The sequence below is a fragment of the Agrobacterium cavarae genome (genome assembly GCF_004310285.1).
In the GTDB taxonomy this organism is placed as follows: Bacteria; Pseudomonadota; Alphaproteobacteria; order Rhizobiales; family Rhizobiaceae; genus Agrobacterium; species Agrobacterium cavarae.
The window spans coordinates 218064-244080 of the sequence record NZ_SISF01000027.1; the positions used below are offsets into that span (position 1 = coordinate 218064).

A 26017-nucleotide genomic window follows, 5' to 3' on the forward strand; every position below is an offset into this window, starting at 1 on the left:
GCTGGAGGAAAACGGTATGGACAAGAGGATAGACAGCCTGGCGGATGCTGTGGCTGATATCGAAGACGGCGCAACGATAATGATCGGCGGCTTTGGCGGCTCAGGCGCGCCCATCGAGCTCATTCACGCTCTCATCGATCGCTTCAAGGAAACGGGTAAGCCCTCAGGGATCACGGTTATCAACAACAATGCGGGCAATGGTCGTATCGGCATCGCGGCGATGATCGATGCTGGCATGGTCAAGAAGATGATCTGCTCCTTTCCGCGCTCATCCGATCCGCGGGCCTTCACAGACCGCTACCTCGCAGGCGAAATCGAGTTGGAACTGGTGCCGCAGGGTACGCTTGCCGAGCGCATTCGCGCCGGCGGTGCCGGTATTCCCGCCTTCTACACGCCGACCGGTTTCGGTACCGAACTTGCTGACGGCAAGGTGATCGCCGAATTCGACGGTCGCAAATATGTGCAGGAGCGCTGGTTGAAGGCCGATATAGCGCTGGTCAAGGGGCATCTCGGCGATACCCACGGCAATCTCACCTACCGTCTGGCCGGGCGCAATTTCAATCCGCTGATGTGCATGGCGGCCAAAAGGACCGTCGCGCAGGTGTCGAAAATCGTGACGCCAGGAGAGATCGATCCGGAGCAGGTGATCACGCCAGGCATTTTTGTCGATGGGGTCGTGGAAGTGGCTGATCCGCAACAGGAAGAAGCGCTGATCCGAGCAGGAGTGGCATACGCATGAGTGACGCACCCATGATTGATACTCGCGACGACATCAAGCTTTCCAACGCCCAGATTGCCTGGCGGGCCGCTCAGGATATTGCCGACGGCGCCTATGTAAACCTCGGCATCGGCTTCCCGGAAATGGTCGCAAAGTTCCAGCCCAAGGGCCGCGAGGCGATCTTCCATACGGAGAACGGCGTCCTGAATTTCGGTGAAGCGCCGCCCCCTGGTGAAGAGGATTGGGATCTCATCAATGCCGGGAAAAAGGCCATCACGCTGAAGCCCGGTGCGGCCTTCTTCCACCACGCCGACAGCTTCGCCATGGTGCGGGGCGGGCATCTGGATGTGGCGATCCTTGGGGCCTATCAGGTTGCTGAAAATGGTGATCTTGCCAATTGGCGTGTCGGCTCCAAGGGCGTGCCCGCCGTGGGTGGCGCGATGGATCTTGTCCACGGCGCAAAACAGGTGGTGGTCATCACCGAGCATGTCACCAAGGATGGCAAGCCGAAACTGGTCGAGCATTGCACCTTTCCCCTCACTGGCGTCGGCTGCATCACGCGCGTCTATACCAGCCATGCGGTGATCGACATTGTGAATGGCAAATTCGTCGTACGGGAAAAGCTTGCAGCCATTACTATGGAGGAGCTTGAAGCCATGACGGGTGCGAAGCTCCATATCGATGGCCATGTCGACGAGCTCGTGGTTCCGGCGCTGTAAGGAGTAAATCAATGACCGAAGCCTTTATCTGCGCTTATATTCGCACGCCCATCGGCCGTTTCGGCGGATCCTTGTCATCTATTCGTGCTGACGATCTCGGCGCAGTGCCGCTCAAGGCGCTGATGGCACTTTATCCGACCGTCGATTTCGACGCCGTCGATGACGTCGTCTATGGCTGCGCCAACCAGGCGGGGGAGGATAATCGCAACATTGCGCGCATGTCGTTGCTGCTGGCAGGTTTGCCGGTTTCGGTTACGGGTACCACGATCAACCGCCTGTGCGGTTCCGGCATGGATGCCGTCATTACCGCCGCTCGGGCGATTAAGTCGGGCGAAGCGGAATTGGTGATCGCGGGCGGCGTGGAATCGATGAGCCGCGCACCCTTTGTTATGCCAAAGGCAGAGACTGCCTTCTCACGCAATGCCGAAATCTACGACACCACCATCGGCTGGCGTTTCGTCAACCCGATGATGAAGAAGCAATATGGCGTCGACTCGATGCCTGAAACTGGCGATAATGTCGCGATCGACTTCAATATCGCCCGCGAGGATCAGGACGCCTTTGCCGTGGGAAGCCAGGCGAAGGCCGCTGAAGCCCAGGCCAATGGCCGCCTTGCTAAAGAAATCACGCCGGTGAGCGTGCCGCAGAAAAGGGGTGATCCGCTGATCGTCGATCGCGACGAGCATCCGCGTGCGACATCGATGGAAGCGCTCGCCAAGTTGAAGCCGGTCAACAAGATTGAAGGAGGCACGGTGACCGCTGGCAATGCCTCCGGCGTCAATGACGGCGCGGCAGCGCTCATCATCGCTTCCGAAGCTGCTGCCAGAAAGCACGGCCTGACCCCCATCGCCCGCGTTCTGGGTGGCGCGACGGCAGGGGTTCCCCCGCGCATCATGGGCTTCGGTCCCGCACCGGCAACCAAGAAGCTGCTTGCCCGCCTCGGCCTCGCTCAGGAGCAGATCGACGTCATCGAACTCAACGAAGCGTTCGCCTCCCAAGGCCTAGCGACGCTGCGGGATCTCGGCATTGCCGATGACGACCCGCGCGTTAACATCAATGGTGGAGCCATCGCGCTCGGCCATCCACTCGGCATGTCCGGCGCCCGCATCACCGGCACGGCAGCGCTTGAGCTTTCCTTGTCCGGCGCGCGTTACTCGCTTTCCACTATGTGTATCGGCGTGGGGCAGGGCATCGCGGTCGCGCTGGAGCGGGTGTAAGCTCGGTTCAATTCTGAAGTGCGTCTTGCGGATGATATCAGTGGATTATCAGCCACAAGGAAGATGTAGTGGGACAGCAAAAAATTCCACGGTGGGTCGAGAAGCAGCCTTGGCGATCGCTTCAGCATCGACGGCATCATTTTTCTGACGCTTCACGAAGGCTTGACGTGCTCAGGGGCCTTAAGACGCACATCCTGGCCCAGCTTTCCAATTTCGTGACCTCGGTGATGGGCTCCCGCGCAGACCTCCCGTGGGGGCGCACGGGCCTGCCTGGCGAGAGTAGATGGTCAGTCAGACCTCGCAACGGTCCATATTGCAATATGTCGCGGCTCCGTTCAGATAGAAGTCAGGGCGCCGCACGGAGCGTGCTTCACAGCGACAGTTCACTCATTGGTGATGAGGTGCATTCGCGCAAACTCAATAAGGCTCTCAATATGTGCTTTCGTTGCTTCAAATGCCGCGCTGGAATCATTGCGTTGCAAGGCCTCAATGATGGCAAGATGTTCCGTAGAATCTGGTGTCAGGCGGTCTTTCAACTGGCCGATTTCAAAGAGGCGCGTGGCGGCTCGCAGATTGCGTAAAACACCTGCCATAACTTCGTTGCCACAATGGTCGATTATCAGGTTATGCAAGTGATCGTCTGAAAACCAGTGGGCATCCGTATGGTACGCAGTAGCGCCCATAAGCTCGTCAATTTCGCGCCGCACCTCGACGAGTTTGCGACCGGGTATGCTTGGCATGGCCTGTACAGCCGCGTGTGGTTCGATCAACAGACGTAGCTTCAGGCTCTGGATGTATTCTCCGATATCGACGTGTCGCACCACGTAGTTGCGGCCGTCGCCTTTGTGAACCAAGCCTTCACCTTCCAGCCGCTGCAAAGCTTCACGCAGGGGCGTGCGCGACACACCGAGCATCTCGGCAAGCTGCGCTTCGATGATAACGTGGCCGCCTCCAAGACGACGGTGGCGGATCATGTCAGAAACAGCGTTATACGCGAGGGCGGCAAGCTTGTGGCCTGCGTCTTTGGACCGTTTTCCTATGCCAGGATCAGTGTCTGTTTGTGTCAAAGCGCATCAGCCTCCAGGCAGCTATTGGTCTATTCCCAGTTGATGTTGCCCCAAAGGCTTTTCTTGTTTTCAGCCATGGTCCATACCGCTCGATATTGTCAACTACCGGGGAGTCAATGGCATGAACGGTCAGGTCACGGCGGAACGAAGCCTTGCAGATGAGACCTATTCTGCACTGCTCGGGGAAATCCTCTCCGCGCAAATGGCGGGTGGTGCTGTGGTGCAGGAGCGCAGGCTTGCGGCGCGACTGGGCGTCTCTCGTTCGCCAATGCGTGATGCGTTGGGACGTCTTGAAGGGCAGGGGCTTCTTGCGCGCAACGCGAAGGGCGTTCTCACGGTGCGTATCGTCACCCTGTCCGACTACCTGAACAGCGTGGCGATGCGAATGCTCGTTGAGCCAAGTGCGGCGGCGCAAGCGTGCAAGGGAATAACGGCTGAGACAGTCGCAGACCTCGCTGCGATGCTTCGAGACATAGAGTTGGATCCAGATCCTGATCCCGAGTTCGTATGGAACTTCGATGATGCTTTGCACCAGGGCATTGCTGATGCCAGTGGAAATCCCTTCATGGCGGACACCATCTTGCAAATGAGGCGCTACACCACGATCTTCGAGCGCCAGCGAAAACTCGCCCAGCGGAAGCCGGGTCTTGCTGACCATCAGGGCATCGTAAAAGCACTGATGGACCGCGATGCGGATGCCGCCCGCGTGGCTATGACGTTGCATCTTGAACGGGTGCGCCAGAACGTCCTTTCGACGTACTGAGCCGAGCCAGCCTATCCCAAACCTCAGATATTTCAATTTTTGACTGCCTTGGCGGAAAGATGTTGCATACGGCAAATGATTGTGTATGAAAGTGGTATACCAAATGAATGCGAAATCAACAAGCATCGTTGTTCAGGTCCACAAGAAGATCGAAAAACCAGAGGGTCATCATGTCATTCCGCACCATCTCCATTGCCTCCCTTCTATTACTCTCCACGGCAGCGTCGGCGTTTGCGCAGAGCTGCACGCCTAAGATTCCCGATTCCGAATTGGTCAAGCCTGGGACGCTGACAATGTCGGTTAATCCAACATTACCGCCGATGCAGTTCGTCGATTCCACCGGGGAGCTCAAAGGCATGCGGGTCGAACTTGGCAAAGAAATCGCCAAGCGGCTTTGCCTTACGCCTGAATATGTCCGTATCGAATTCTCGGCGATGATCCCCGGTCTTCAGGCTGGCCGATGGGATATGATCAACACTGGAATATTCTTCACGAAAGAGCGCGCGGCCATCATGCAAATGATCCCCTACGAGGATCAGGCCATCAGCGTTTCGGTGGCGACGAGCAATACGACGGTGAAGGACAAGGATGGGCTTGATGGTCTGCGTGTCGGCGTCGAGCTCGGCGGCTTCGAAGAAACGAAGACCCGTGCTCTTGACGCTGAACTCAAAGCCGCCGGCAAAACAGGGCTCGTCATTCAGACCTTCGATAATTTCGCGCTAGCCTTCCAGGCGCTGCGCGCCGGTCAAGTCGAGGGCGTTGTCTCAATCGATGGTGTCGCAAAGGAATATGATAGCCGTGGCGATTTCCGTCGTGCCGTCAGCGGTCTTTATCCAGCACCCGTTGCCGTTGCTTTCAAGAACGCGAAACTTGCAGACGCGGTATCCGGCGTCCTCAAAGAAATGAAAGCAGATGGCTCGTTGGGAAAACTCTTCGACAGCTACGGTCTGCCGATGATCGCAGGCGACTACTCAGTCAAGGGTCCAGGCCGCTGATCTGAGCGGTTCATCATTCTGATGGATGCCGGCTCGTCCGGCATCTCCGTAGCATTAAAGGTCCCTCCATGTCGTACTGGAACTGGTCTGGCTTCTTCGACTATCTCGTCAATCCCTTCATCCTCGGAGGTGTTGTCACCACGATCTGGCTGACCTGCGTCTCACTTGTGTTCGGCCTACTACTCGGCTTTGTCGTGGCCCTCATGCGCAGATCCAAGCTAAGGCTTATGAGGTGCATCGGGTGGTTCTATATCTGGCTGTTCCGTGGCACGCCGCTGCTCGTGCAATTGATCGTGCTCTATACCGCATTACCGCAACTCGGGATCAAGTTCTCCGTTGTACAAGCTGCGTTGATCGGGCTGGCTTTGAACGAGGCAGCATATCTGGCGGAGATTATCCGGTCCGGCATCGAGGCAGTTCCTGCAGGACAAGCGCGTGCGGCGAGAGCTTTAGGCATGACTGAGCGTCAGATAATGCGCCACATCGTCATGCCGCAGGCGTTCAAGGTCATCATCCCGCCCCTTGGTAACTCGGTCAATGGTCTGCTGAAAACAACATCCGTCACCTCCGTCATTTCAATGGAGGAACTGCTACGGCGCACCCAGGTGCTGATCCAGGAAAAGTTCATGGTGCTCGAACTCTTCGCCGTGGCTGCCATCTATTATCTTCTTCTCACGACCCTCTGGGACTTTGTGCAGCGGCATATCGAAAGGCGCTTCGGCCAGTACACAGCTCCGCTACAGCTCAGCGAAAAGCGCTGATATTCAATAAAGGACTTACTGCATGCCAAAGACGTTTCGTGGTGTCTTTACCGTGATGATCACTCCCATCGACGAAGATGGGAAAGTCAATTTGCCAGCACTCGCTGCCTTTACAGATTGGCAGATCCGGGAGGGCGTGCATGGACTCATCCCTCTTGGTTCGACAGGAGAGTTCCTTTCACTATCCGATCAGGATTGGGACGACGTCGCCCGCACGGTCATCCAGAGCGCCGCCGGGCGCGTACCAGTTCTGATCGGAACAGGTGCTGAAGATACCCGTGAAGCGGTTCGCTTGAGCTGCAAGGCCGAGGCACTGGGCGCGGATGGCGTGATGATAATCCCGCCATTCTACTCGACGCCGACCGACGACGAACTGGTAACACATTACCAAACCATCGCCCGCTCAATTTCCATTCCGATCATGGTCTACAACAACCCTGCAACGTCGAATGTGGACATGAAGCCCGAACTTCTGGCTCGCATCGCCGAGATTGATGGCTGCGACTATGTCAAGGAATCGACCCTTGAAGTCACGCGTATCCGCGATATCGTTCGACTGGCTGGTGACAAGATGACTCCTTTCGGCGGTATTCTCGGCTTTGAATCTTTCGTCATGGGTGCGCAGGGCTGGGTAGCCGTTGCGTCCAATGTGGCGCCTGCAGCAATGTCGCGCATCTTCACTCTAGCGGCCGATGAGAAGAAATACGATGAAGCACGTGCGCTTTATCTGAAGTGGCTTCCCATCATCCAGGCGGTCGGCGGGCAGGCCTATGTCGCTGGCTCCAAGGCCTTGCTGAACCACATGGGGTTTGCCGCAGGATCGCCGCTGCCGCCGCGTCTGCCGTTGCCATCAGAGCAGGATGCCGCGATGAAGGCTTTGGTCGAGCGTTTCGGCTTAAGCTTTTCCCAAAACTGAGCCGGAGAAACCAGATGCCCGGTTCGATCATTCAGGATGCAGGCGTGACCGTCTATTTCGATGGCGTTGCGCATCGCGTCGATCCGGGCCTTTCCATTGCCGCCGCGCTGACCGCGCTGGATCAAGCAGACTTCTCTACTGATGCAGCAGGGGAGAAGCGTGGTCTGTTTTGTGGCATGGGTGTGTGTCACGATTGCCTTGTGACAGTCGATAGCCGCACGAGCCAGCGCGCCTGTATGACGCCCGTTCGAGACGGCATGCGCGTCGCTCGTCAGCAGGCGCGTCCCGATATCACTTGTACTGACCTCGCTGACCTGAGGCCTGTCCCAACAGAACTTAATGAGTTCGAAATGGACTTGCTGGTCATTGGAGCGGGGCCGGGTGGTCTCGCTGCCGCGGTGGCAGCGGCAGAAGCCGGGGCCTCTGTAACTGTGGTGGACGAGCGGCACACATCGGGCGGCCAATTCTTCAAGCAGCCTAACACGGATGCAGCACGCCTGGTGCTCAAGGCTGACCGGCAGGCCGCAGATGGGGCTGCGTTGATCGAAAGAGCACGTTCGCTTGGCGTGACCATTCTTTCAGGCGTGACCGTCTGGGGCGCGGCTCACGGAGAAGATGGACGAGTAGTAATTTCCTGCCTGGGCCATGATGGTGTTTTCTATTGCCGACCTACGATGCTTGTCATCGGCACCGGGGCTTTCGAGCGGCCGCCAGCCATTAGAGGATGGACGCTGCCAGGCGTCATGACGGCAGGGGCTGCGCAAACCCTGCTTCGCAGCTATGGCACGCTTCCTGGCCGGCGCATTCTGATTGCCGGAAACGGCCCTCTCAATTTTCAGGTCGCAAGCGAGATCCTCAAGGCCGGCGGTGACGTCGTCTGTCTGGTGGAGCAGGCAGGCTCGCCATGGAGCAGACCAGTCGAAGCATTCAGTGTTTTTCGCCATGACGCGGCACTTGCCCTGAAAGGCATGAAAGAAATTGCTCGACTTGAGCGAGCAGGCGTCAGGCTCGCCTGGAACGCGCAAATTTCGGACATTAGAGGTGATGGCAGAGTAGAGGCGGCGACGGTTTCGGGTGTTGGGGGCGACGTAACCATCGAAGTCGATACCGTTTTGTTGGGTGGACATTTTACCTCGTCCAACGAGTTGTCGCGGTTGCTCGGTTGTGCTCATCGCGTAACCGAAAATGGCACCCTCACGGCAGATTGTGCCGAGGATGGCGAAAGTTCGCTGCCTCGCATCCATATCGTCGGCGAGGCTGTGCGTTTTGGTGGTGCCCACCTGGCAATGGCTGAAGGCAGGCTTGCAGGTCTGGCAATTGCCGCCAAGCTTGGCCTCAAGCGCCAGCCAGACACCACAGCAAAGAAAAAACTCGCGCGCGCCAAAGCGTTTCAAGCGGCGCTTTGGCGATTGTTTGCGCCAGCGCCCACGCCGTTGGAACTCGCAGACACCGCGCTCGCCTGCCGGTGCGAAAGTGTTGCGATCGGTACTCTGAAGAGCCTTGCCGTTAAGGGTCCGCTGGACATCGCAACAATGAAGCGCCTGACCCGTGCCGGGATGGGACGCTGCCAAAGCCGCTACTGTGGCCGGACGCTCACACAATTGACCGGCCGACCCATGAGCGAGACCGACGGCCTGCTCGCACCGCAGATGCCACTACGTCCGGTGCCGCTTGCAGCACTTGCGATTGAGAAGCCGGAGTGGGGAGGGCATAGACGAGCACTGTTGCCCGCACGTCCGCCATTGCACCATTCCGAACCGCTACCGATGAGAGAAGCGTCCACCGTTGTCATCGGCGCGGGGATTGCCGGACTTTCGAGCGCGTTGTTTCTGGCAGAAGCTGGCGAAGATGTCGTGGTGTTGGAACGTGGCTTTCCTGGCGGGCTGGCATCGGGCGGGAATGCTGGCAGCCTACATGCGCAATTGTTGTCATTCGATCACGGAGCCCGCGCAGAAGCAGGTGGAGGGCCAGCAGCAAAAACGCTTCCGTTGCAGCGAGACTCCATTTCGCTATGGCAGATGCTGGAGAAAAAGCTCGGTCGCGATTTTGAGATGAAGATCACGGGCGGCCTGATGGTTGCCGAGACCGAAGCACACATGCGCTTCCTTGAGGAGAAGACTCGGGTTGAACGCGAAAATGGCATCGATTGTCAGGTGATTGGCGCTGAAGATTTACGAAAGCTAGAGCCCGCGCTTTCGCCATTGATGATTGGAGCCGCCTATTGTCCGACGGAAGGGAAGATCAACCCGCTTGTCGCGACGCGGCACGTGCATGACGGCGCTGTGGCCGCTGGTGCTCGCGTATTTGATCGTACCGAAGTGCTGTCGATCCGCCGCGAAGGGTCAGGATTTATTATCGAGACCTCGCGGGGACCGCTACGGGCAGGTCGCATCGTGAATGCTGCCGGTGCTTTTGCTTCGCGCGTCGGCGCAATGCTGGGGCTAGACATTCCCGTGTTCGGGGCGCCGCTGCAAATGGTGGTGACCGAGGCTGCTGCGCCAGCTATCTCGCATCTGGTTGCCCATGCCGATCGTCATTTGACGCTCAAGCAGGCTGCTAATGGCAATTTTTTGATCGGCGGTGGTTGGACGGCTGGTCTTGATCCGGTCCACAGCCATCCTCGCCCGATGTTTTCCAGCTTGGAGGGCAATCTTTGGGTGGCGCAGCACGTTGTCCCGGGTTTGCGAAAACTGCATGTCATCCGCAGTTGGGCTGCCATGAACATCAACATCGACGGCGCGCCGATCCTCGGAGAGCATCCAGGTGTGCCCGGTTTCTTTAATGCAGTCACATCCAATGGCTTTACGCTTGGGCCTCTCATCGGCCAACTCACGGCCGATCTCGTCCTTGGCCGAGACCCCGGGCGCGATTTGTCGGCCTTTTCCATCAACCGCTTTCAGGGAGTTCGGTCATGATCGAGATCACCGGCGTCACGAAATACTACGGCGATTTTGCCGTTCTAAAGAGCTGCTCAACGCGTGTTTCCAAGGGTGAAGTTGTCGTTGTCTGCGGTCCGTCCGGATCTGGAAAATCGACCCTGATCAAATGTGTCAATGCGCTGGAGCCCATTCAGGAAGGGTCGATCCGCGTGGATGGCATAGAAGTCAACGATCCCGGCACTGATCTTCCTGATCTTCGTTCTCGTGTTGGTATGGTGTTTCAAAACTTTGAACTCTTTGCCCACCTAACAATCGAAGCCAACATCATGCTTGCACAGCGCATCGTTCTTCATCGCAGCGAAAGCATTGCGAAAAGGCGATCGATGGATCTTCTGGATCGTGTGGGGATGACAGGGCACGCCCACAAGTATCCAAGCCAATTGTCAGGCGGACAGCAGCAACGCGTGGCGATAGCCCGGGCGCTTGCCATGAACCCGAAAGCCATGCTGTTCGACGAGCCGACATCAGCTCTCGATCCCGAGATGATTTCCGAAGTGTTGGATGTAATGACCGACCTTGCCAAAGAAGGCATGACGATGATGGTTGTTACCCATGAGATGGGTTTCGCCCGCAAAGTCGCAACACGGATGATCTTTATCGACCAGGGCGAAATTGTCGAGGACCGCGCAACGGAAGATTTCTTTAGTAATCGTCACAATGCGCGCACAGAAGCCTTTCTCAGCAAGATCCTCCATCATTGAGAGTTTGATATGACCAAATTCGACCTAGTTGTTAAAGGTGGCACCATAGCGACCGCCTCCGACATCTTCAAAGCCGACATAGGCATTCTCGACGGTAAAATCGTCCAAATCGGCGAACAGCTTGATGGCGGTGCCCAGACAATCGACGCCAGCGGCAAATATGTTCTGCCTGGTGGCATTGATAGCCATGTCCATATCTCCCAGCCGTCAGGAGATGGCATCGTCATGGCCGACGACTTCGAGAGCGGTACCCGTTCTGCTCTTTTCGGCGGGAACACCACAATCATGCCTTTCTGTCTGCAGGAGAAAGACCGGCCGATGCGAGAGGCTCTAAACGCCTATCACGAGCTCGCTGAAGGCAACTGCTACACCGATGTGAGCTTTCACCTCATCGTTTCGGATCCGACGGATAGTCTCTTTGGGCAGGAGCTTCCGGCTTTGGCTGCTGACGGATATTCTTCTTTCAAAGTCTTCATGACTTATGAGGGGCTTCGGCTCAACGATGCAGAGATACTGAAGACGCTGGACGTTGCACGTTCGACTGGTGCGACTGTCATGGTCCATTGCGAAAATGAAGATGCTATCCGCTTTTTGATTGCAAGGCATGAGGCGGAGGGTGACGTAGCGCCGCGAGCGCATGCCTCTACACGGCCGGTGGCGGTTGAACGTGAGGCGACACACCGGGCGCTGACACTTGCCGAAATCGTTGATGTGCCGGTTGTCATTGTTCATGTTTCCAACGGCGAGGCGATGGAGGAAATCGCGCGGGCCCGATCTCGTGGCATCAAGGTGGTTGGCGAGACATGCCCGCAATATTTGATGCTGACGGCCGATGATCTAGACGGCATGGATTGGGAGGGCGCGAAATTTGTTTGCTCGCCTCCACCCCGCGACAAGGCTGCTCAGGAAGAATGCTGGAGAGGCATTGAGACCGGCATTTTCGATCTCTTCTCATCGGATCACTGCCCGTTCCGCTACGATGACGAGCGCGGCAAGCGTAGTCCAAAGGGACTTGAAAGCTTTCGTCACATCCCAAACGGAATTCCCGGCGTCGAAACGCGTCTGCCGATCCTTTTTTCGGAAGGGGTCATGAAGGGGCGCATCGATTTGCCGCGCTTCGTCGCGCTTTCTGCGACCAATCATGCAAAGACCTATGGGCTTTATCCGGAAAAAGGCACGATCTCGATTGGCGCAGATGCCGACATCGCCATTTGGGACCCTACCATCAAACGCACGATACGCCATGCCGATCTGCACGATGGTGCTGACTATTCGCCCTATGAAGGTATCGAGATTACCGGCTGGCCGACCACCGTCATCCTCGGCGGTCGGTTGATGGTTCGTGACGGCGCGCTCGTCGGGAAAAAGGGCGATGGCACCTACCGCTCAGCCCGCGCCAAAAGCACTAAAACTATCTAAGCAATTCGGAGACTTGAATTTATGAAACTGAAAATCACCGCTGGCCCATTCGTTTTCGATGCTGTGCTAGAGACAGAAAAAGCCCCACAGACCTGCAAGGCGTTCATTGAACGTCTGCCCTTTGAAGGCCAGATCGTACATGTTCGCTGGTCGGGGGAGGGCGTATGGGTACCACTTGGAGACTATAATTTCGGCGTGGGTTACGAGAACCACACGAGCCATCCCGCACCCGGTCATATCATCCTTTATCCCGGCGGTATCAGCGAGACGGAGATTTTGCTCGCGTATGGCGGTGTCGATTTCTCTTCCAAGATGGGACAGCTCGCTGGCAACCATTTCATCACCGTCACGTCCAACTTGGAAAATTTGGCCGTGCTGGGTAACAAGACTCTTTGGGAAGGTGCTCAGCAAATTCGGTTCGAGCTTGCTTAGAAGCGTTTCGAAGCCGACACGCAACAGCGAGACCTTGTATCCTTAGATATCCCCGAGAATCCATATCTCTGGTGTTTGAGCAATGGTAGGGTCTGCCTTAGACCCTTCAACAATCTCGTCCGACCAAAGCATAAACTGGACAGCGTGGGCTTCTGCGATTTAGTGGATCAAAGGCAAGGAGGATCAAGCGGCAAATTTGGGCTTTAAAGGAGCAGTCTGCGATCGGCCGATCCACCTGTCCACAATGATATTAGGTACTTATCGATGGCTAGACGTGGCCTAACGCATCATAAGCAGTGACGAATGCTAATGCTGGTATTTAGAGTTTTCTATAAAATTAATGGCTTACGAGGTCTCGAAAATTAGCATGACAGCATTGACGCGGCCGACGTTCGATGCCGGTGTCGCGCTCGTGTCTCGACGAGCACATCGCCCGTTCACCGGTTGGCGCTCGCTCCTTGAGCGCTGAAATTTCGCCGACGCCTGCGCTTCCCTCTGGGTTGACGGCTAACTCTTCCATCTCGAAGACCTTGCCCTTCAGGACGCCTTTCGCGATACCCGCACCCCCACCCACGAACTCACCATCGCCCGCGAAGTGCTGCGCTCGCGCCGTCGCATTGCTGGGCAGAAGCCGGTTTGGGCGCTGTCCGCAAAGGGCCTGCGGATTTTGCGACAAACATCGGACATTAAGTCGGCCGGCGCGGGGCGAGGTGGAGACAACCGGCGTCATTTAGCCTACGGCCGCCATCGATCCGGAAGGGTAGGGGAAGATGATAATGACATGGGAAATCTGCCCGGCGTCGACCTCGCTGCCATCGATGCGACGCTGGCGCGATCGTCGGCCGCGATCGAGGGCGCAACACGGCCCAGCCGCGGCCGTGCGATGGCCAGCCGTGCCGATTAAAATTTGATGATCTACGATCTCGGCTGGGACGAGGATGCAAGCTTGGACGAATGGCGCGGCGTCTTATGCCAAGTTTAGAAGATGCCGCCCGTGCTGCAGGCGATCATTGCTGTCGAGCCTGCAACGAACTTTCCTTCTTGCACTACGCCCCCTGGCTTTACCGGATGGTCGTCGTATCGATCCTGCGCCAGGCGGGTATCGCTACGCGCGCGTATCTGGGCGCCATCAATCTCGGCCTCAAAACCATTCCCGTCGATCGGCCCAGGCATGGCGACCGGGAGACGAGATTGATTCTCATCGCCTACAGTTCCTTGGCGGCCGCCGATATCGGCTGACCATCACCGACAGGCGGCGCAGCAATCGATCTAGGGTTCGGACTGAGGGGAGATGTATAGGTGGACGAGAGGAGTGCATCATGTAGCCAGCTAGAAAAATCGGAGCACCTGACTCAAGACTGCGAGGCACTCTAAACGCTCAATAATGCAAGATTATCGGACGTTTTATATGAGCGACGAGCCGTGCGGTTTTGTGCTTTATCACTAGTGCAAACCGCGCCCGTGATTTATGCTCCCACGCATGGATTCGCTTGCCGCTACTGCTCTACCGACCCCGGTCTGGTCGTCTCGTCTGCCAAGCTGGACGCGGACGCGAACTCACGACATCACGGAATCCGACGCCGCCTTTGCAGCTGGTATCGCCCTGAAATCACTTCACGATCTGATCCGTGCAGACCCGCTCTGGATCGGTTGCTGGCGCGATCGACTTGCCTTAAAATCCGCCGCTGTCGCTGCCCGAATGCTCGGTCGCAGCGAGGAAGAAGCCGCCATCCGCGACGAGGTTTTGTTGACGTCTGCAGGCGATGATCCTGGACCAGCTGGAAAGCTGTTTCTGGCCACACGAATGCTGACGCGCAGATCCGGAACACTCACCACACCCTTCATTAGGGAAGTCGCCGCACTGTTGGGGATGAACTGGGACGACAGCCTTGCCTCGATCCCCGACATCGTCGATATGGCGATCCAGTCCGGGCGCGCGGCACCCCTCGCAGTTGCCGAGCTTGTATCGGCGATTACGACCATTCGCCCGGGCGCCGAGGTGCTGGCTCTGGGATGGCGGAGGTCGCGCTGGCGCGCAAGCTGAACTGGCCGAAACCCGTGCCGTTGCTGCTGCCAACGCGCTTTGGCCCCGCCTTCCGCACTATCGGCGGCCGTGGTCGCGTCCGGCCGGGAGAGCCGGCTTATCCGAAAGCGATCTGCCTGGCGCTGGTCGGCGGCGTTGAGACCGCACTCCGCTCCGCCGGCGAGATCGATCGACGCGCCGGGCGGCTGCTGGCGGGCGCGCCGAAAGTGCGAACTAAGGGCGCTGAGCCGGTGATCAGCAAGCTGTTAAACGAGGATGCGATCGCAGCTTCGGCGCCGGGCAGTAGCCTGTCGCGCTGGGCGGCAAACCAGCTGTTCGAGCGCCTCGAAAGTTTCGAGGCGGTGCGCGAGCTTTCCGGCCGCTCCTCATTCCGCATATTCGGGTTATGACGATGGTAGGAGCGAGCACAGACAAAAGCCGTCGTCGACCGAAAGAGCGGCAACAGGAGGTGCTGTACGATCGCGAGCTCGAGGAACTTCCACTGGAGATGCGCTGGCGGGAATGGATGATGCGTGTGGAAGCAGTGATCTTCGCTTCCGCCGAACCAGTCGGCCGCGAGACGCTGGCGCGGGTAGTTGGAAAAGACTGCAGCATCGATCTGCTCATCGATGATCTACGCGAGGTCCCGACTTTACGAGCTTGTGTCAGTCGCCGGCGGCTGGCAGCATCGGACACGCCCGCGGTTCGCCGAGACGATCCGCGCTTCGTCGGCGCCGACCAGGGGAGGGGCGGCTGCCCTCTCCGAGTTCGAGGCGATGGTACTGATGGCGGTGGGATATTTCCAGCCGGTTGCCCGCGGCGAACTGTCGAAGATTTTTGGCAAGGAGGTCAGCCGCGACACCATCGGCGCGTTGCGGGGTGCGGGTTTCATCGGCTCCGGGCCGCGCAGCCCGACGGCGGGAGCGCCCTATACCTATGTTACGACCTCGCATTTTCTCTCGGCCTTCGGCATGGAGACACTGCGGGATCTGCCGAACATCGAGGACCTTGAGGAGGCAGGGCTGTTGATCCGGCATGCAGCAAAGGAAGAAACGAGTTTTACGGGGGACGTCGAAACCGAAGAAGACGACGGATGAGCTAACCAGATTTGAATATATTCAGTTTGATGAATGCTATCGCGGGAAGATTAGAGACGTATTGTATTGCCGTTGAGGTTGTGTATATTTGATGAATTCAACCGACGAAGACAACCGATGGTCTGACTAGGGGGGCATGATGATGCGTTGGGGTGCGGTTGGTTGGTTCGCGATCGTCTTTTCAACAGTAATCTACGCACAGTGTGCTCGGTCAGACGAATTCAAGTTCTTGACGAGAATTGAAGCTGGCGAGAAATGCTCACCGATGGACTGGCAAACGCCGAAAAATACCGGCGAGCCCGGTGTGTTTGACCTTCTTAAGGACATCCCAGAGCATACGACTTGGTCAGAACTCCCGGAAAAAACGAAGCAGCGTCTCAAAGAACTTTCAGATAGCCGGCTTGCCGCATTCAACGCCCGTTGGGGACGCGAGGCAATCCTGATCAAACTAAAGATCCTTTTGAACTGCCCAACCAGCGAAATGACCACGGCAATCAACGAGTTCTATCGCGTTGTCTACAAGTTGGTCATCCCTCCGGAGTTTAAAGTAGAGGAGGTCAAGAGTGCTGAACTGGCTCGGCTCATGGTCTCGATGTATTTGGGGGAATACGCGGTTGGCCGTTCTTGGATGACCTACCCCAATGGTTCACTCCCAAACCGCGACTGGGACGGACAATCCGTGATCGATAGTGTCCCACTACCTGATGCGAAGACCTATCAGGACTGGAAAGATTATTTCATGGAAGTCTCGGGCGCGATCAGATCGTTGGATCCGCAAGTACTCACCGGGGGCGAGCGCAGTATTCGAGAGGCGCTTTTGTTCAGCGCCCGCGCAAAGGCCGAGGGGTCATTCAGTGCTGATGCTTACGGTGGATCTGACGACGAAGTAGCCTGTCATATCGTATTGGGTGACGCCTCTATTCTCCTACCTTATGGACTGGACAAGGGACGGCCCAAGATTTTTGCTAATGATGATGAGGTCTTGCGCGAAACCAACGCGCTCTACCTGCCAAACATTGAGCTGAAATGGCTCGACAAGGGGACGTTCTGGGCCGCCACCGAAAATTCACTCTGCAACGGCTTTACGGATGACGACATCGAGACCTATGTCGGACCTGTATCGACAAACCAGGTCGCGAAGGGCATAAAACTCCTTAAGGCATGGTGGATTGAACGCGTCAAAGCGTCGGCGGCCGCGAGCAGCAAATGTACGATTTATTCGCAAGCTGATCGCGAAAGCATCTGGAACGCTTTCAGCGCTGATCAGCAATTCAATAACGATGGATCATCAAGCATGGTGTCTTATGCGGCGACGCTACCTGCCTACGCCGATGAGAAGCGTGCGAGGTACCGCAATGCCGCTACGCTCGCTCTCCAGCTCTCCTTTCCGGACAACGCAGTGCTCTCGCTGTCTGAACGGGACGCTGTCATCGCAAGAATCAATACGGAGACTGAATTTGGTTCAATAAGAGATCACGTGCCGGCTTTCCTCGATCTCGCTCAAGGTACCCATAACGGTCCAGCCGCTCAAGTTTGGCGACACAATGTTGACAGCAAAGTCCTGCCATTCGGCGGAGACTATAAACCCGACGAGCCGGTCCGCCCTGCCGACGAAGCCCAAATAAGGTCAATGTTCAGTGAGGTGAAATCTTGGATCGGAAATAGATACCGAGGTTACCCGATTGACGTCGAGACGATTTTCCCAACGATCACCTTTAAAGTGACCACCGACGGTGGCGCGACCACAAGCTCGTCTGATGGTGAAATCAGGTTTGGAATCGGAACGAGGCGCAGTCGGATGGAATATTACAGCATCCTCCTGCATGAACTTCGCCACGCCGTGACCTATGCCTATCGGCATACTGCCAGCGACGTCTCAAAAGTTGCGGCCGACGAAGGGCCTGCGGTTGAAGGTTCCGGTGTGGCCGTTGAAGACATGTTGCTTGAGGCGTTTATGCGAGATGTCCTTAAGGACGACCTTGCTTTTGCGCTCTACAATCTGGACTACGGCATACGCGATGCCCGATTTGTAGGAACGACCGAAGCAACCCTGCAGAGATATTTGCGCACTGAGTGTTTAAGTTCGACATCGCCGGATACCATCGACTTTGCGAAAGGGATTGCGAACTCATATGGCCTTACCGGTGACCTCGCCACGACTGCGGCATTGCGCTCACATGCGGGTACACAATATCTGCAATACATCTCGTCTGGGCTTCAAATTGTTCAGGACATCACGTTCCTTAAGACGCAGATTGCCCCAAATGTCACGAAGCTGGACCCGTATGTCCTATTTGCGTGTAACCTCAACACGCCAAGGCGCGATCAGGCCTATGTGTCCAAACTCAAACAATGTCTCGCGACCGTAAAATAACTGCCCATTTCAAACGAAAGGCGCGCAGGCGAGCAAAGCCATCTCGCGACGGCAAGCCGCAAACTCGGCCGTATCTAAATTGCTCTTCATGATCGAAAGGTACTTAAAGCCCAGCACTACCGCGGCGCTATCGGACCGGTCTCAACAGGCGACGCCGCCCAGACGCATAAACACGCAGTCTTCGTCCAAGAGCGAGGCGAGGTCCGCGCACCGGAGTTTGAAAGTCAAGTTTTCCGGGTCTCAGGTCTCAAACTCATCGCCAGTGCGATTATCCACTGGAACAAGTCTATACCGACCGTGCAACCACACATTTGGAGCGAGTTAGTCGAGATAGTCCTGACACTCAAACAGTTATTCGCGACGAAATGCCGGATATTTTTGGAAGGGATCTCCGGGTTCTGCGCCCGATCGGCAAGATAATCCCGGATGAGATCGGCGCAGGCCTGCTCTCGATCATCGGCAAAACGAATGCTGTTTCGCTCGGCGTATTGCTGCAATCCTTCCGCGGTCCGATGCGTGGCGAAGGCAACCGACGCCTCCCGCTGCCAGCCATGTTACTGCCGGCGGATGTCGGTGAGTTCGACTGACCCGATGCGCTCGGCAATGGCACGGAACGGCGAGCCTGCACTGATCGCCTGAAGCTGTTCATGGTCACCGACGAGCACCAGCTTGGCACCTCGCTTTTCGGCCTCTGCAACGAAGCGCGCCAGCTGACGGCTTGCCACCATGCCAGCCTCATCGATGACGAGAATGTCGTTTTGCCCAAGCTTGTGTCTGCCATGGTTCCAGCCATACTCCCAGGATGCAAGCGTGCGCGCTGCAATTCCCGATGATGTCGTCAAACCTTCTGCCGCCTTGCCGGCAAGGGCAGCCCCATGAACCCGGTAGCCTTGCGCCTCCCATGCCTCACGTGCGGCAGATAGCATCGTCGATTTACCAGCCCCGGCAAAGCCGATCACAGCGGCAATCTGTGTCGGTGAGGTGATGTGACGAGCAGCGGTCCTTTGCTCATCCGTGAGACCTGACCCACCCAGCATCGCATCCTGCCGGCGAAGCGCCTGATCAATCTTGTTTGTGCTCACGCCATGGCTGTTTCGCTCGGCCATGCGCAGACTGCTCGCTGCCATCGTATGCTCGACACTGATCATTTCCCGCGTCGAGTATTTCGCCAGTTTGCTGTTTTGCGCAGGCATAAGCTCGACGAGCTGGGGCGACGCCATGACGGCGGCAAAGGCGCGCTGGAAACCATCATTGTCGTTGATGTAGCGATGTATGGTGCGAGCGATATCGTGACGATCGAAGACGCTTTTCTCGTCTGTCAATATCCGCAAAACCTCTTCCGGCTTTCTGCGGATCAGATCGGCGTTCTTCTTCGCAGCTTTGTCTTCCAGACGCGCACGAGAAACATCCAGCCCGCGCCGTTCCATCTGGCTGGCATGCACACCCATATGCTCGGTTGGTGAGAGCTCCAGACCGCGATCGAGATGCGATCGATGATCGACGCGGATATCCAGACCGGCCTCCAGAAGATGACGGTTGGCATGATCGGCAAAGGCTTTGCGGATATCGCGCATCTGCATGTGCGAGGTGGGCAGACCATTTGCCAGCAACCACCTGTTCTCGCGCTCGATCATCGTCTTCTCGCCAAGACGGTCTGGTGCTACCTCCCGGGTCGTCATCATCACATGGGCGTGGACATTGCGGATGTCGCTCTTGCCCTGGGGAACATGAATGGCGAAGTCGACGGCAGCACCGTAGCGGTCGGCAAGATCCTGGGCAAAGGCACGGGCGAGAGACAGGCGGGCGTCTGCACTCAGCTCATGCGGAAGAGCAATCTCGAACTCACGGGCAACGCGGGAATCCCGACGACGCTCCGCCCTCTCTGCCGCATTCCAGAGTGCTGAACGATCCAGCGCCCAGTCTGCCTCGACATCGTCGGGAAGAACGATCTCGGAATGAACCACGCCCTTCTTGGCGGTAAAGTCATGGGTGAGGCCATCGCGTTCGTTGGTGAGCAGGCTGGCTGTTCGGTAGGCGATAGCGAGGACGGCACTTCGGCCGCCGGATCGGCTGACCGGCTTTGCGCTGCAATGATAGATCGCCATCATTCCCCCGCGATAGACAAGCCCGACAGGCAGACAGTCTCCAACTGCGCCGTGTTCCCTGGCCAAAACACGCAAACCACGCGCCAAAACGTGCTCAACTCGTAAGTGCGCCCTTGTGCCTTAACCCGGGGGTAGCTGTCGGGAGGTCAGTATTCAACTAGCACAAATGCCAGTGGCCAATTCGAAAGGGGTTTCCTTGAATGCCGTGTTTTGACCCACAAACAAGAGGGAGAGCAGGGATGCGCAAACCCATCGAGCAACGGATCAGGGAGCTGGAAGAGCAGAAGAAGGCGCTGCAATCGCGGCTGGAAAAGCAGCAACGGGCAGAGACGACACGGCGCAAGATGCTTCTCGGATCGTTCCTTCTGGAACGGCTGGAGCCGGCCGAAGATGCCGGACATCCACAGGAAGAGCTGAGCGGGAAACAACTGCGACAATGGCTGGCTCGCGAGTTCCCGGCCTACCTCAGCCGCGACGCTGACCGGCTTCTGTTTGTGGATCTGCTTTGGCCGCAGAATGAGAACAACCGTTCGACGCAGCCCGCCGAATGCACTGGATTAAGTGGTGCGGACAATGAGGCTCCACTGACGCTTCTCGATGACCCTCAACGCTCCATGAGCGAGGACGGAGGCACCGTGCAGTCATGACGGTCTGGGGTTTTGCGAAGCCGGTCGTGACTGCACCATTTCTGGGAGCCATCTGTGCAGCAATCGGCTGGGTGAATGCGGGCACGATCATCTTCCTCGACTTCGTGGTGCATTGGGCATTGGGCGCGGAGCAGGGAGTGATCAGTCAGGTCCTGCTGGTCGTGGCAAAGCACCTGCCGCTTGTCTTCGGGGTGTTCGGATTCATGGGAGCATTCGTCTCCGAGGTGCCGGTGCAATCGGTGTTCGGCACGGCACGCTGGGCTAGTACGAAAGACATCGCATTGATGAGAGGAAAGGATCGTGCCGGTCTCATCATCGGACGCGATCCGCAGACAAAAACTTTGCTGCGCTATGACGGGCCGTCGCATCTGATGACGATGGCGCCGACCCGCACCGGCAAGGGCGTCGGCACCGTCATCCCAAATCTGCTGACACTTCAGCGTTCCGTCATCTGCATCGATCCGAAAGGAGAGAATGCCAGGATCACGGCACGGGCAAGGGAACGCTTCGGAGCATTGCATGTGCTCGAGCCGTTCGGGGTGACGGATTGGCAATCCTCCTGCTTCAATCCTTTTGCGCATCTCGATGCCAATGATCTCGATATTGCCGAGCATGCCGGCACGCTTGCAGATGCTCTGGTCTACGACGAGCCTGGCAGCTCTGGTGACGCACACTGGAACGAGGAAGCCAGGGCACTGATTGCCGGTTTGATCATGATGGTGGTTGCGAGCGAACCACCTCATCTGCGTCATCCGGCAACGCTGCGCGACTATCTGACCAGACCACCAAAGGCGTTTGCCGATCTGCTGACACGGATGCAGGAGAGCACATCCTGTGACGGCTTGATAGCACGTGCCGCCAACCGGCATCTGGGCAAATCCGATCGAGAGGCATCGGGTGTTCTGTCATCGGCGCAACGCCATACACACTTCCTCGACAGTCCGCGCATGAAGCAGGTGATGGAGCGATCAGATTTCCAGTTCATCGATCTGAAGCAGAGAACGCAGAGCGTGTTCCTGGTGCTGCCACCGGATAGGCTTGGCACCTATGCACGGTGGCTGAGGCTGATGATCACTCAAAGCCTGACGGAGATGGTGAGGGATCGCCACGGTGCATCGCCATCCCAAAGCATTACCGCGTCAGAAGCGGCCGCAACATCATTCTGCAAGCAGAAGAAAGTCGCTCCCGCAAACAAGTCCGTGCTGTTCCTGCTCGATGAGTTTGCGAGCCTTGGACGGTTAGATGCCGTCGTGCGTGCCATGGGGCTGATGGCAGGGTATGGCGTGCAGTTATGGCCGATCCTTCAGGACATTCATCAACTGCGAGCCCTCTACGGCAAGGGAGCTAACACCTTCCTTGCCAATGCCGGCGTGTTGCAGGTGTTTGGTGTCAATGACATCGAGACGGCCGAGCTTGTTGCGCGTTCGATCGGCAAGCGAGATGCGCATCACATGACGGCGTCGCATAGTGAAGGCAAGCAGACGAACTCGGAGCACATTGCCGCTCGCAACCTCATCAATGCCGACGAGATCATGCGACTGCCAGACGACAGGATAATCCTTCTTCGGCAGGGGCATTATCCGGCGAAGCTTCGAAAGATCCGATACTACGAGGACAAGGAGTTCAAGGACTTGTTTGAGCGGATCTGAGAGTGCTGCGAGCTACACGCAAAGCGCTGACACAGCCATCGACATCGAACGTCAACGCGGTTCAGCGAGCAGCGATATGGGCCACCACTGCGACGGAAGACGAGAGGCGATGATCGAGCCTGGCCTGACGAGAACGCGCTCCCCCATAGCGCCGAAGTGAGCGGCAGGACAGGCGCGCGTCTTGCTCTGATGGGCGAGAGGGAAATGGCGGAGGCGCCATCAACGGGCACGATGTCCTACGACGAAATGAAAGCCGCCTGGTTGACGCCAAGCGGCTTTCCGTCGGTCACGACTTGCGGCAATCAGCCTTTGCGATCGAGCTTGTCTTCGACTTTGTCGCGACTGTTGCCAACAGACTTGATCGCACTCTTCACATCGTCCTTAGAGACGTGTTCCTTGTTAGCCTCATAACGGACTTCATGGTCCTGTCCGCCAGCAACGCGTGCGCGATCCTGGTTACGGCCTCGTGTTGTTTCCGACATCGTTCGTCTCCTCATATTGAGGAAGACTAACCCGGCAGGATTCTGCTGGTTCCAGTCATCGAATGGCGATGCACTGGTCTTCGTGTCAGTTCGTTCGGTTCAACGGTCTGTTGCGCGGAGCTTGTTCTCTCTTGATAGACGCGAAGCACTTGTTAGAGATCGCATCTGTGAAAGCCGTGACTACGAAAGGGCGTTCGTGCCCGCGACATCCGACCTCCAAAAGTCGACTAGCACTTTTGCCATTTGATGAATGTTGCGAAGCGTATAAGGTCCATGGGTACCACCAGCGCGATCAGATCGCAGCGATAATCGGAAGCCAGTCAGACCCCGTTCCCATGATGAAATCCTCCCTCGATCATATCCGGCACAGAAAGCAGCGAGAGCTCGCCCGTGCGCTGGAGATCCTGCACGAGGAGTTCGAGGACGCGTTGAACGAAGGCACAGCCGACTTCAAGAAGCGCGGACGCATTCTCAAGATCATCCTGTTCGGTTCTTATGCCCGCGGCACCTTTGTCGATGAGCCCCATACGATGAAGGGCTATCGCTCGGATTTCGATCTGCTGGTGATCGTCAACAATCGCAAGCTAACCGACCATGCGACCTACTGTTACAAGGCCGCCGACCGGATCATTCGTGACACTTTCATAGAAACGCCGACGCAGTTCATCGTTCACTCACTGCGCGAGGTGAACACAGAGCTGAAGAAGGGGCATTACTTCTTCTCGGATATCCGCAAGGAAGGGATTGTTCTCTACGAATTGGATGACGAGCCGTTGGCTGAGCCGAAGCCTCTTACTGCGCAGGCGAGGCTTCAAGTTGCTAGGGAGTCCTTCGAAAGTCGAGGTCGGCTTCTAAAACAGTTTTCGGAGGGAGCGCAATTTCACATCACCAGGGGGAACTTCGACCTAGCAGCGTTTGACCTGCACCAGACGATTGAGCAGGCCTACACGTGTGTTCTGCTGACCCTAACGAATTACGCCCCGCCATCGCATAACATCAAGTTCCTGCGCTCACTAGCTGAAGCGGGTCACGCTCGGCTTGGTCGAAATCGAGCAACGCGAATCGCTCTCGCGGCGCGCTGCGTTTCTTTTCGAGTTGCTTCAGGCGCAACACCGCCATCTCGACTCTCGATAGCGGATCGCCTCTTCCCGGCCCGAGTTCGTCAATATGTAGATGCACCGGTACATCGGCATCGCGTAGCAAGTCTTGCAGGAAACCCGCGTAGCTGACCTCGGACGCGCCTTCGCAACCGATATAGACCGGACGGCGCTGCGGGATTAATGAAGGGCGACGGCGGCTCATCCGAGATGTGGAACCCCACCGTAGGCACCGCTGAGATATTTGCGGTAGTGATTTTCGTCCCGACGGACCTTGACGTCCATTAGGCTGTAACAATGGCTACGGCCCTGTCTGTCCTTCTCACAGATTACGATTTCCTCCTTATTCAGGTCGTCAAGCAGCGACGCCGAGTGGCAGGAAAGCCAGAGTTGAGCATCTAGCTTGTTGCGCCCCGATACCGCGTAGAACCAGCGTACCATCTCCGGAAGCATGTTCGGGTGGATAGCCGTGTCCATCCCGTCGATCGTGGCGATGCCGCCAGTGTCGAGCGCGGACATGAGGAAGGGGAACATTTTTATAAAGGCCCGCGTGCCATGACTTTCCATCAGCCACGGCATTTCCACCGCGAGGCCGGCGTGCTTGAACAGGAGCAGCGGGCCATTGTCGGTATTCTGAAAGCGCATTCCTTCGACCCCGACGTCGATACGGCTGAGTTCCTCCTGCAGTCGGTGAACGACGTTGGGCTGGTTCTTCAGATAGTCGATCACCTCGCGGTCGACAAAGGAATGCACCGGCTCAATCTGGAAGAAAGCCTTGCGTGCCGCGTCTACCACGATCTGCGCGACCGGGTGCTGGAATTTCGCAAACGATGACAGGACCGTATGATTGCCGACGAGTGTCTTCGTGAGATGCTGGAAGCCCGAAAGGCTGAAGGTCCTGGAGTCCTTTATCCTGCCCTCGGCATCACGCTCATAGACGCGCTGCCATTTGCCTTGGCCGTTTGGCTTCTGGCGGAGTGCCTCGGAGGAGATCCGCGTTGCGACGCCTCCCTTCATTTCGATTTCCAGTTCGTAGCGATAGGTGCCTTGTTCGACCTTCTCGCCATTCATGGCGCGCTGGAAGATCTCTGGCGTCAGGTTCACGATGCCGCCCAGCTCAATCGCAAACCTCGTCGGGCGATCGGCAGATTCCTCATCGTTGAAACGCTCAATGCCAGCGAAGCCCGGCACCGTACGCATCACGCTGTCACGGATCATCGTCACTATAAATTCGAGCGCTCGCAGCATCGTCGTCTTACCCGATGCGTTCGCGCCGTAAATGGCGACAACTTTCGGCACTCGAACGTCTGCACCCTCGAAAATCGGTGCGTACCGACCTTCGGGGTCAGGCACTTTTCCGTCTACCGTCAGGTCAAGTGCCTGCAAATCGCGGATGGAGAAGAAATTTTCGACCTCTAATTTGTAGAGCATGGTTTACCTCGATTTAGGCTAAAATGACATATTTGACGATATCTCGTCAATATCTCATTTTGACTGTACCTGTTCTACCTCTTTGTTGAGTCTGGCCGGCTATCCAGACGCCGCCGCGGTCCGTCCCACCTCATGTCTCGCGGGAAGCCCTCGAAGCGTTCTAAGAGTGAGGGGGCCGCCATGGTCCGGGGAAAAATGGTCGAGAACGGTGAAATTAGTATTTTGTGCCTATATACACTAATTAAATACATATGTATTAAGTTTTATACTATTTGAATAGGATAATTTACTCGTGCGTAACCTTGAGTTGAGTGACTTAAGGGCTATTCTGGTTGGGGTAAGGGTGGGGCGGCGCAGATTTGTTGAGATGCAGTAATATATATAATTAGGTAACGTCGTCATTAGGGCGTGCTGTTTGGATTCGGCATATATAAATCGCGCTTTTGGCGGGATGATAAGCAGGTC

Annotated in this window: 18 protein-coding genes and 5 pseudogenes; 18 read left to right on the top strand and 5 right to left on the bottom strand. The window is 56.9% G+C overall.

All coding sequences use genetic code 11. From position 1 onward, the window contains the following. Nucleotides 1–16: 16 nt before the first annotated feature. Genes EYC79_RS08665 through pcaF form a run of 3 tightly spaced genes read left to right on the top strand, consistent with a single transcriptional unit; the run spans nt 17 to nt 2654 of the window. Nucleotides 17–739 (top strand): 3-oxoacid CoA-transferase subunit A, encoded by a 723-nt coding sequence (locus EYC79_RS08665; RefSeq protein ID WP_130977697.1) that lies wholly within the window; start codon nt 17–19, stop codon nt 737–739. Continuing rightward, nucleotides 736–1437, top strand: coding sequence for a 3-oxoacid CoA-transferase subunit B (locus tag EYC79_RS08670; protein ID WP_280956453.1), 702 nt, complete (start codon nt 736–738; stop codon nt 1435–1437). Before EYC79_RS08665 ends, EYC79_RS08670 begins: the two co-directional genes overlap by 4 nt. 11 nt (nt 1438–1448) lie before the next feature. Further along, nucleotides 1449–2654 carry a 3-oxoadipyl-CoA thiolase gene (gene pcaF, locus EYC79_RS08675; RefSeq protein ID WP_130977698.1) on the top strand — a complete coding sequence of 402 codons (1206 nt, stop codon included), beginning with the start codon at nt 1449–1451 and terminating at the stop codon, nt 2652–2654. Nucleotides 2655–2726: 72 nt separating this feature from the next. Here the strand turns inward: pcaF and EYC79_RS23745 are convergent. Then, nucleotides 2727–2902 (bottom strand): annotated as a pseudogene (locus EYC79_RS23745) (IS110 family transposase); the annotation flags it as partial. A 135-nt stretch (nt 2903–3037) separates the two neighbouring features. Beyond that, complete coding sequence (locus EYC79_RS08685) at nt 3038–3721, bottom strand: GntR family transcriptional regulator (RefSeq protein ID WP_245495228.1); 684 nt, start codon at nt 3719–3721, stop codon at nt 3038–3040. Nucleotides 3722–3842: 121 nt separating this feature from the next. On the opposite strand from EYC79_RS08685, the gene EYC79_RS08690 reads away from it, so the two are divergent. From EYC79_RS08690 to EYC79_RS08745, 12 genes and pseudogenes are all read left to right on the top strand, one after another. Further along, nucleotides 3843–4484 (top strand): GntR family transcriptional regulator, encoded by a 642-nt coding sequence (locus EYC79_RS08690; RefSeq protein ID WP_062599709.1) that lies wholly within the window; start codon nt 3843–3845, stop codon nt 4482–4484. Nucleotides 4485–4654: 170 nt separating this feature from the next. Further along, nucleotides 4655–5479 (top strand): ABC transporter substrate-binding protein, encoded by an 825-nt coding sequence (locus tag EYC79_RS08695; protein ID WP_130977699.1) that lies wholly within the window; start codon nt 4655–4657, stop codon nt 5477–5479. 68 nt (nt 5480–5547) lie between these two features. Further along, nucleotides 5548–6240 (top strand): amino acid ABC transporter permease, encoded by a 693-nt coding sequence (locus tag EYC79_RS08700; protein WP_130977700.1) that lies wholly within the window; start codon nt 5548–5550, stop codon nt 6238–6240. A 22-nt stretch (nt 6241–6262) separates the two neighbouring features. Then, entirely contained in the window at nt 6263–7156 is an 894-nt protein-coding gene (locus tag EYC79_RS08705) for a dihydrodipicolinate synthase family protein (protein ID WP_130977701.1), read from the top strand. Between the two features lie 14 nt (nt 7157–7170). Beyond that, nucleotides 7171–10071 carry an FAD-dependent oxidoreductase gene (locus tag EYC79_RS08710; RefSeq protein WP_130977702.1) on the top strand — a complete coding sequence of 967 codons (2901 nt, stop codon included), beginning with the start codon at nt 7171–7173 and terminating at the stop codon, nt 10069–10071. Next, nucleotides 10068–10796 carry an amino acid ABC transporter ATP-binding protein gene (locus tag EYC79_RS08715; RefSeq protein WP_130977703.1) on the top strand — a complete coding sequence of 243 codons (729 nt, stop codon included), beginning with the start codon at nt 10068–10070 and terminating at the stop codon, nt 10794–10796. The genes EYC79_RS08710 and EYC79_RS08715 overlap by 4 nt, the downstream gene beginning before the upstream one ends. 9 nt (nt 10797–10805) lie before the next feature. Next, on the top strand, nt 10806–12215 hold the full coding sequence (gene hydA / locus EYC79_RS08720) for a dihydropyrimidinase (RefSeq protein ID WP_130977704.1): 1410 nt from the start codon (nt 10806–10808) through the stop codon (nt 12213–12215). A gap of 21 nt (nt 12216–12236) precedes the next feature. Continuing rightward, complete coding sequence (locus tag EYC79_RS08725; protein WP_130977705.1) at nt 12237–12647, top strand: DUF3830 family protein; 411 nt, start codon at nt 12237–12239, stop codon at nt 12645–12647. A 340-nt stretch (nt 12648–12987) separates the two neighbouring features. Further along, a pseudogene (locus EYC79_RS24035) lies at nt 12988–13883 on the top strand (RHE_PE00001 family protein); the annotation flags it as partial. 232 nt (nt 13884–14115) lie between these two features. Beyond that, nucleotides 14116–15080 (top strand): annotated as a pseudogene (locus tag EYC79_RS08735) (DUF1403 family protein). A gap of 2 nt (nt 15081–15082) precedes the next feature. Continuing rightward, nucleotides 15083–15767 (top strand): annotated as a pseudogene (gene scpB / locus EYC79_RS08740) (SMC-Scp complex subunit ScpB). A 139-nt stretch (nt 15768–15906) separates the two neighbouring features. Continuing rightward, a complete protein-coding gene (locus tag EYC79_RS08745; RefSeq protein WP_205654342.1) occupies nt 15907–18141 on the top strand; it encodes a hypothetical protein in 2235 nt (744 codons plus the stop codon). A 389-nt stretch (nt 18142–18530) separates the two neighbouring features. Here EYC79_RS08745 and traA read toward each other — a convergent pair. Beyond that, nucleotides 18531–20246: pseudogene (traA, locus tag EYC79_RS08755) on the bottom strand (Ti-type conjugative transfer relaxase TraA); the annotation flags it as partial. Nucleotides 20247–20485: 239 nt separating this feature from the next. On the opposite strand from traA, the gene EYC79_RS08760 reads away from it, so the two are divergent. Continuing rightward, nucleotides 20486–20893, top strand: a complete 408-nt coding sequence (locus tag EYC79_RS08760) for a mobilization protein (RefSeq protein WP_335625459.1) — start codon at nt 20486–20488, stop codon at nt 20891–20893. Then, nucleotides 20890–22542, top strand: coding sequence for a type IV secretory system conjugative DNA transfer family protein (locus EYC79_RS08765; protein WP_130977707.1), 1653 nt, complete (start codon nt 20890–20892; stop codon nt 22540–22542). Before EYC79_RS08760 ends, EYC79_RS08765 begins: the two co-directional genes overlap by 4 nt. 302 nt (nt 22543–22844) lie before the next feature. Here EYC79_RS08765 and EYC79_RS08770 read toward each other — a convergent pair whose 3' ends face one another. Beyond that, entirely contained in the window at nt 22845–23024 is a 180-nt protein-coding gene (locus EYC79_RS08770; RefSeq protein ID WP_130977708.1) for a DUF3606 domain-containing protein, read from the bottom strand. A gap of 335 nt (nt 23025–23359) precedes the next feature. Here EYC79_RS08770 and EYC79_RS08775 point away from each other — a divergent pair, with 335 nt between their 5' ends. Beyond that, nucleotides 23360–24253, top strand: a complete 894-nt coding sequence (locus tag EYC79_RS08775) for a nucleotidyltransferase domain-containing protein (RefSeq protein ID WP_245495229.1) — start codon at nt 23360–23362, stop codon at nt 24251–24253. Between the two features lie 69 nt (nt 24254–24322). Here EYC79_RS08775 and EYC79_RS08780 read toward each other — a convergent pair whose 3' ends face one another. Next, nucleotides 24323–25552: an AAA family ATPase gene (locus tag EYC79_RS08780; protein ID WP_130977709.1), complete on the bottom strand. Its 1230-nt coding sequence runs from the start codon at nt 25550–25552 to the stop codon at nt 24323–24325. Nucleotides 25553–26017 lie beyond the last annotated feature (465 nt).

What these genes read in the sequence shown, in the direction of transcription:
- EYC79_RS08665 (WP_130977697.1), top strand. Translation starts at nt 17, where the DNA reads ATGGACAAGAGGATAGACAGCCTGGCGGATGCTGTGGCTGATATCGAA.
- EYC79_RS08670 (WP_280956453.1), top strand. Translation starts at nt 736, where the DNA reads ATGAGTGACGCACCCATGATTGATACTCGCGACGACATCAAGCTTTCC.
- pcaF (WP_130977698.1), top strand. Translation starts at nt 1,449, where the DNA reads ATGACCGAAGCCTTTATCTGCGCTTATATTCGCACGCCCATCGGCCGT.
- EYC79_RS08690 (WP_062599709.1), top strand. Translation starts at nt 3,843, where the DNA reads ATGAACGGTCAGGTCACGGCGGAACGAAGCCTTGCAGATGAGACCTAT.
- EYC79_RS08695 (WP_130977699.1), top strand. Translation starts at nt 4,655, where the DNA reads ATGTCATTCCGCACCATCTCCATTGCCTCCCTTCTATTACTCTCCACG.
- EYC79_RS08700 (WP_130977700.1), top strand. Translation starts at nt 5,548, where the DNA reads ATGTCGTACTGGAACTGGTCTGGCTTCTTCGACTATCTCGTCAATCCC.
- EYC79_RS08705 (WP_130977701.1), top strand. Translation starts at nt 6,263, where the DNA reads ATGCCAAAGACGTTTCGTGGTGTCTTTACCGTGATGATCACTCCCATC.
- EYC79_RS08710 (WP_130977702.1), top strand. Translation starts at nt 7,171, where the DNA reads ATGCCCGGTTCGATCATTCAGGATGCAGGCGTGACCGTCTATTTCGAT.
- EYC79_RS08715 (WP_130977703.1), top strand. Translation starts at nt 10,068, where the DNA reads ATGATCGAGATCACCGGCGTCACGAAATACTACGGCGATTTTGCCGTT.
- hydA (WP_130977704.1), top strand. Translation starts at nt 10,806, where the DNA reads ATGACCAAATTCGACCTAGTTGTTAAAGGTGGCACCATAGCGACCGCC.
- EYC79_RS08725 (WP_130977705.1), top strand. Translation starts at nt 12,237, where the DNA reads ATGAAACTGAAAATCACCGCTGGCCCATTCGTTTTCGATGCTGTGCTA.
- EYC79_RS08745 (WP_205654342.1), top strand. Translation starts at nt 15,907, where the DNA reads ATGATGCGTTGGGGTGCGGTTGGTTGGTTCGCGATCGTCTTTTCAACA.
- EYC79_RS08760 (WP_335625459.1), top strand. Translation starts at nt 20,486, where the DNA reads ATGCGCAAACCCATCGAGCAACGGATCAGGGAGCTGGAAGAGCAGAAG.
- EYC79_RS08765 (WP_130977707.1), top strand. Translation starts at nt 20,890, where the DNA reads ATGACGGTCTGGGGTTTTGCGAAGCCGGTCGTGACTGCACCATTTCTG.
- EYC79_RS08770 (WP_130977708.1), bottom strand. Translation starts at nt 23,024, where the DNA reads ATGTCGGAAACAACACGAGGCCGTAACCAGGATCGCGCACGCGTTGCT.
- EYC79_RS08775 (WP_245495229.1), top strand. Translation starts at nt 23,360, where the DNA reads ATGATGAAATCCTCCCTCGATCATATCCGGCACAGAAAGCAGCGAGAG.
- EYC79_RS08780 (WP_130977709.1), bottom strand. Translation starts at nt 25,552, where the DNA reads ATGCTCTACAAATTAGAGGTCGAAAATTTCTTCTCCATCCGCGATTTG.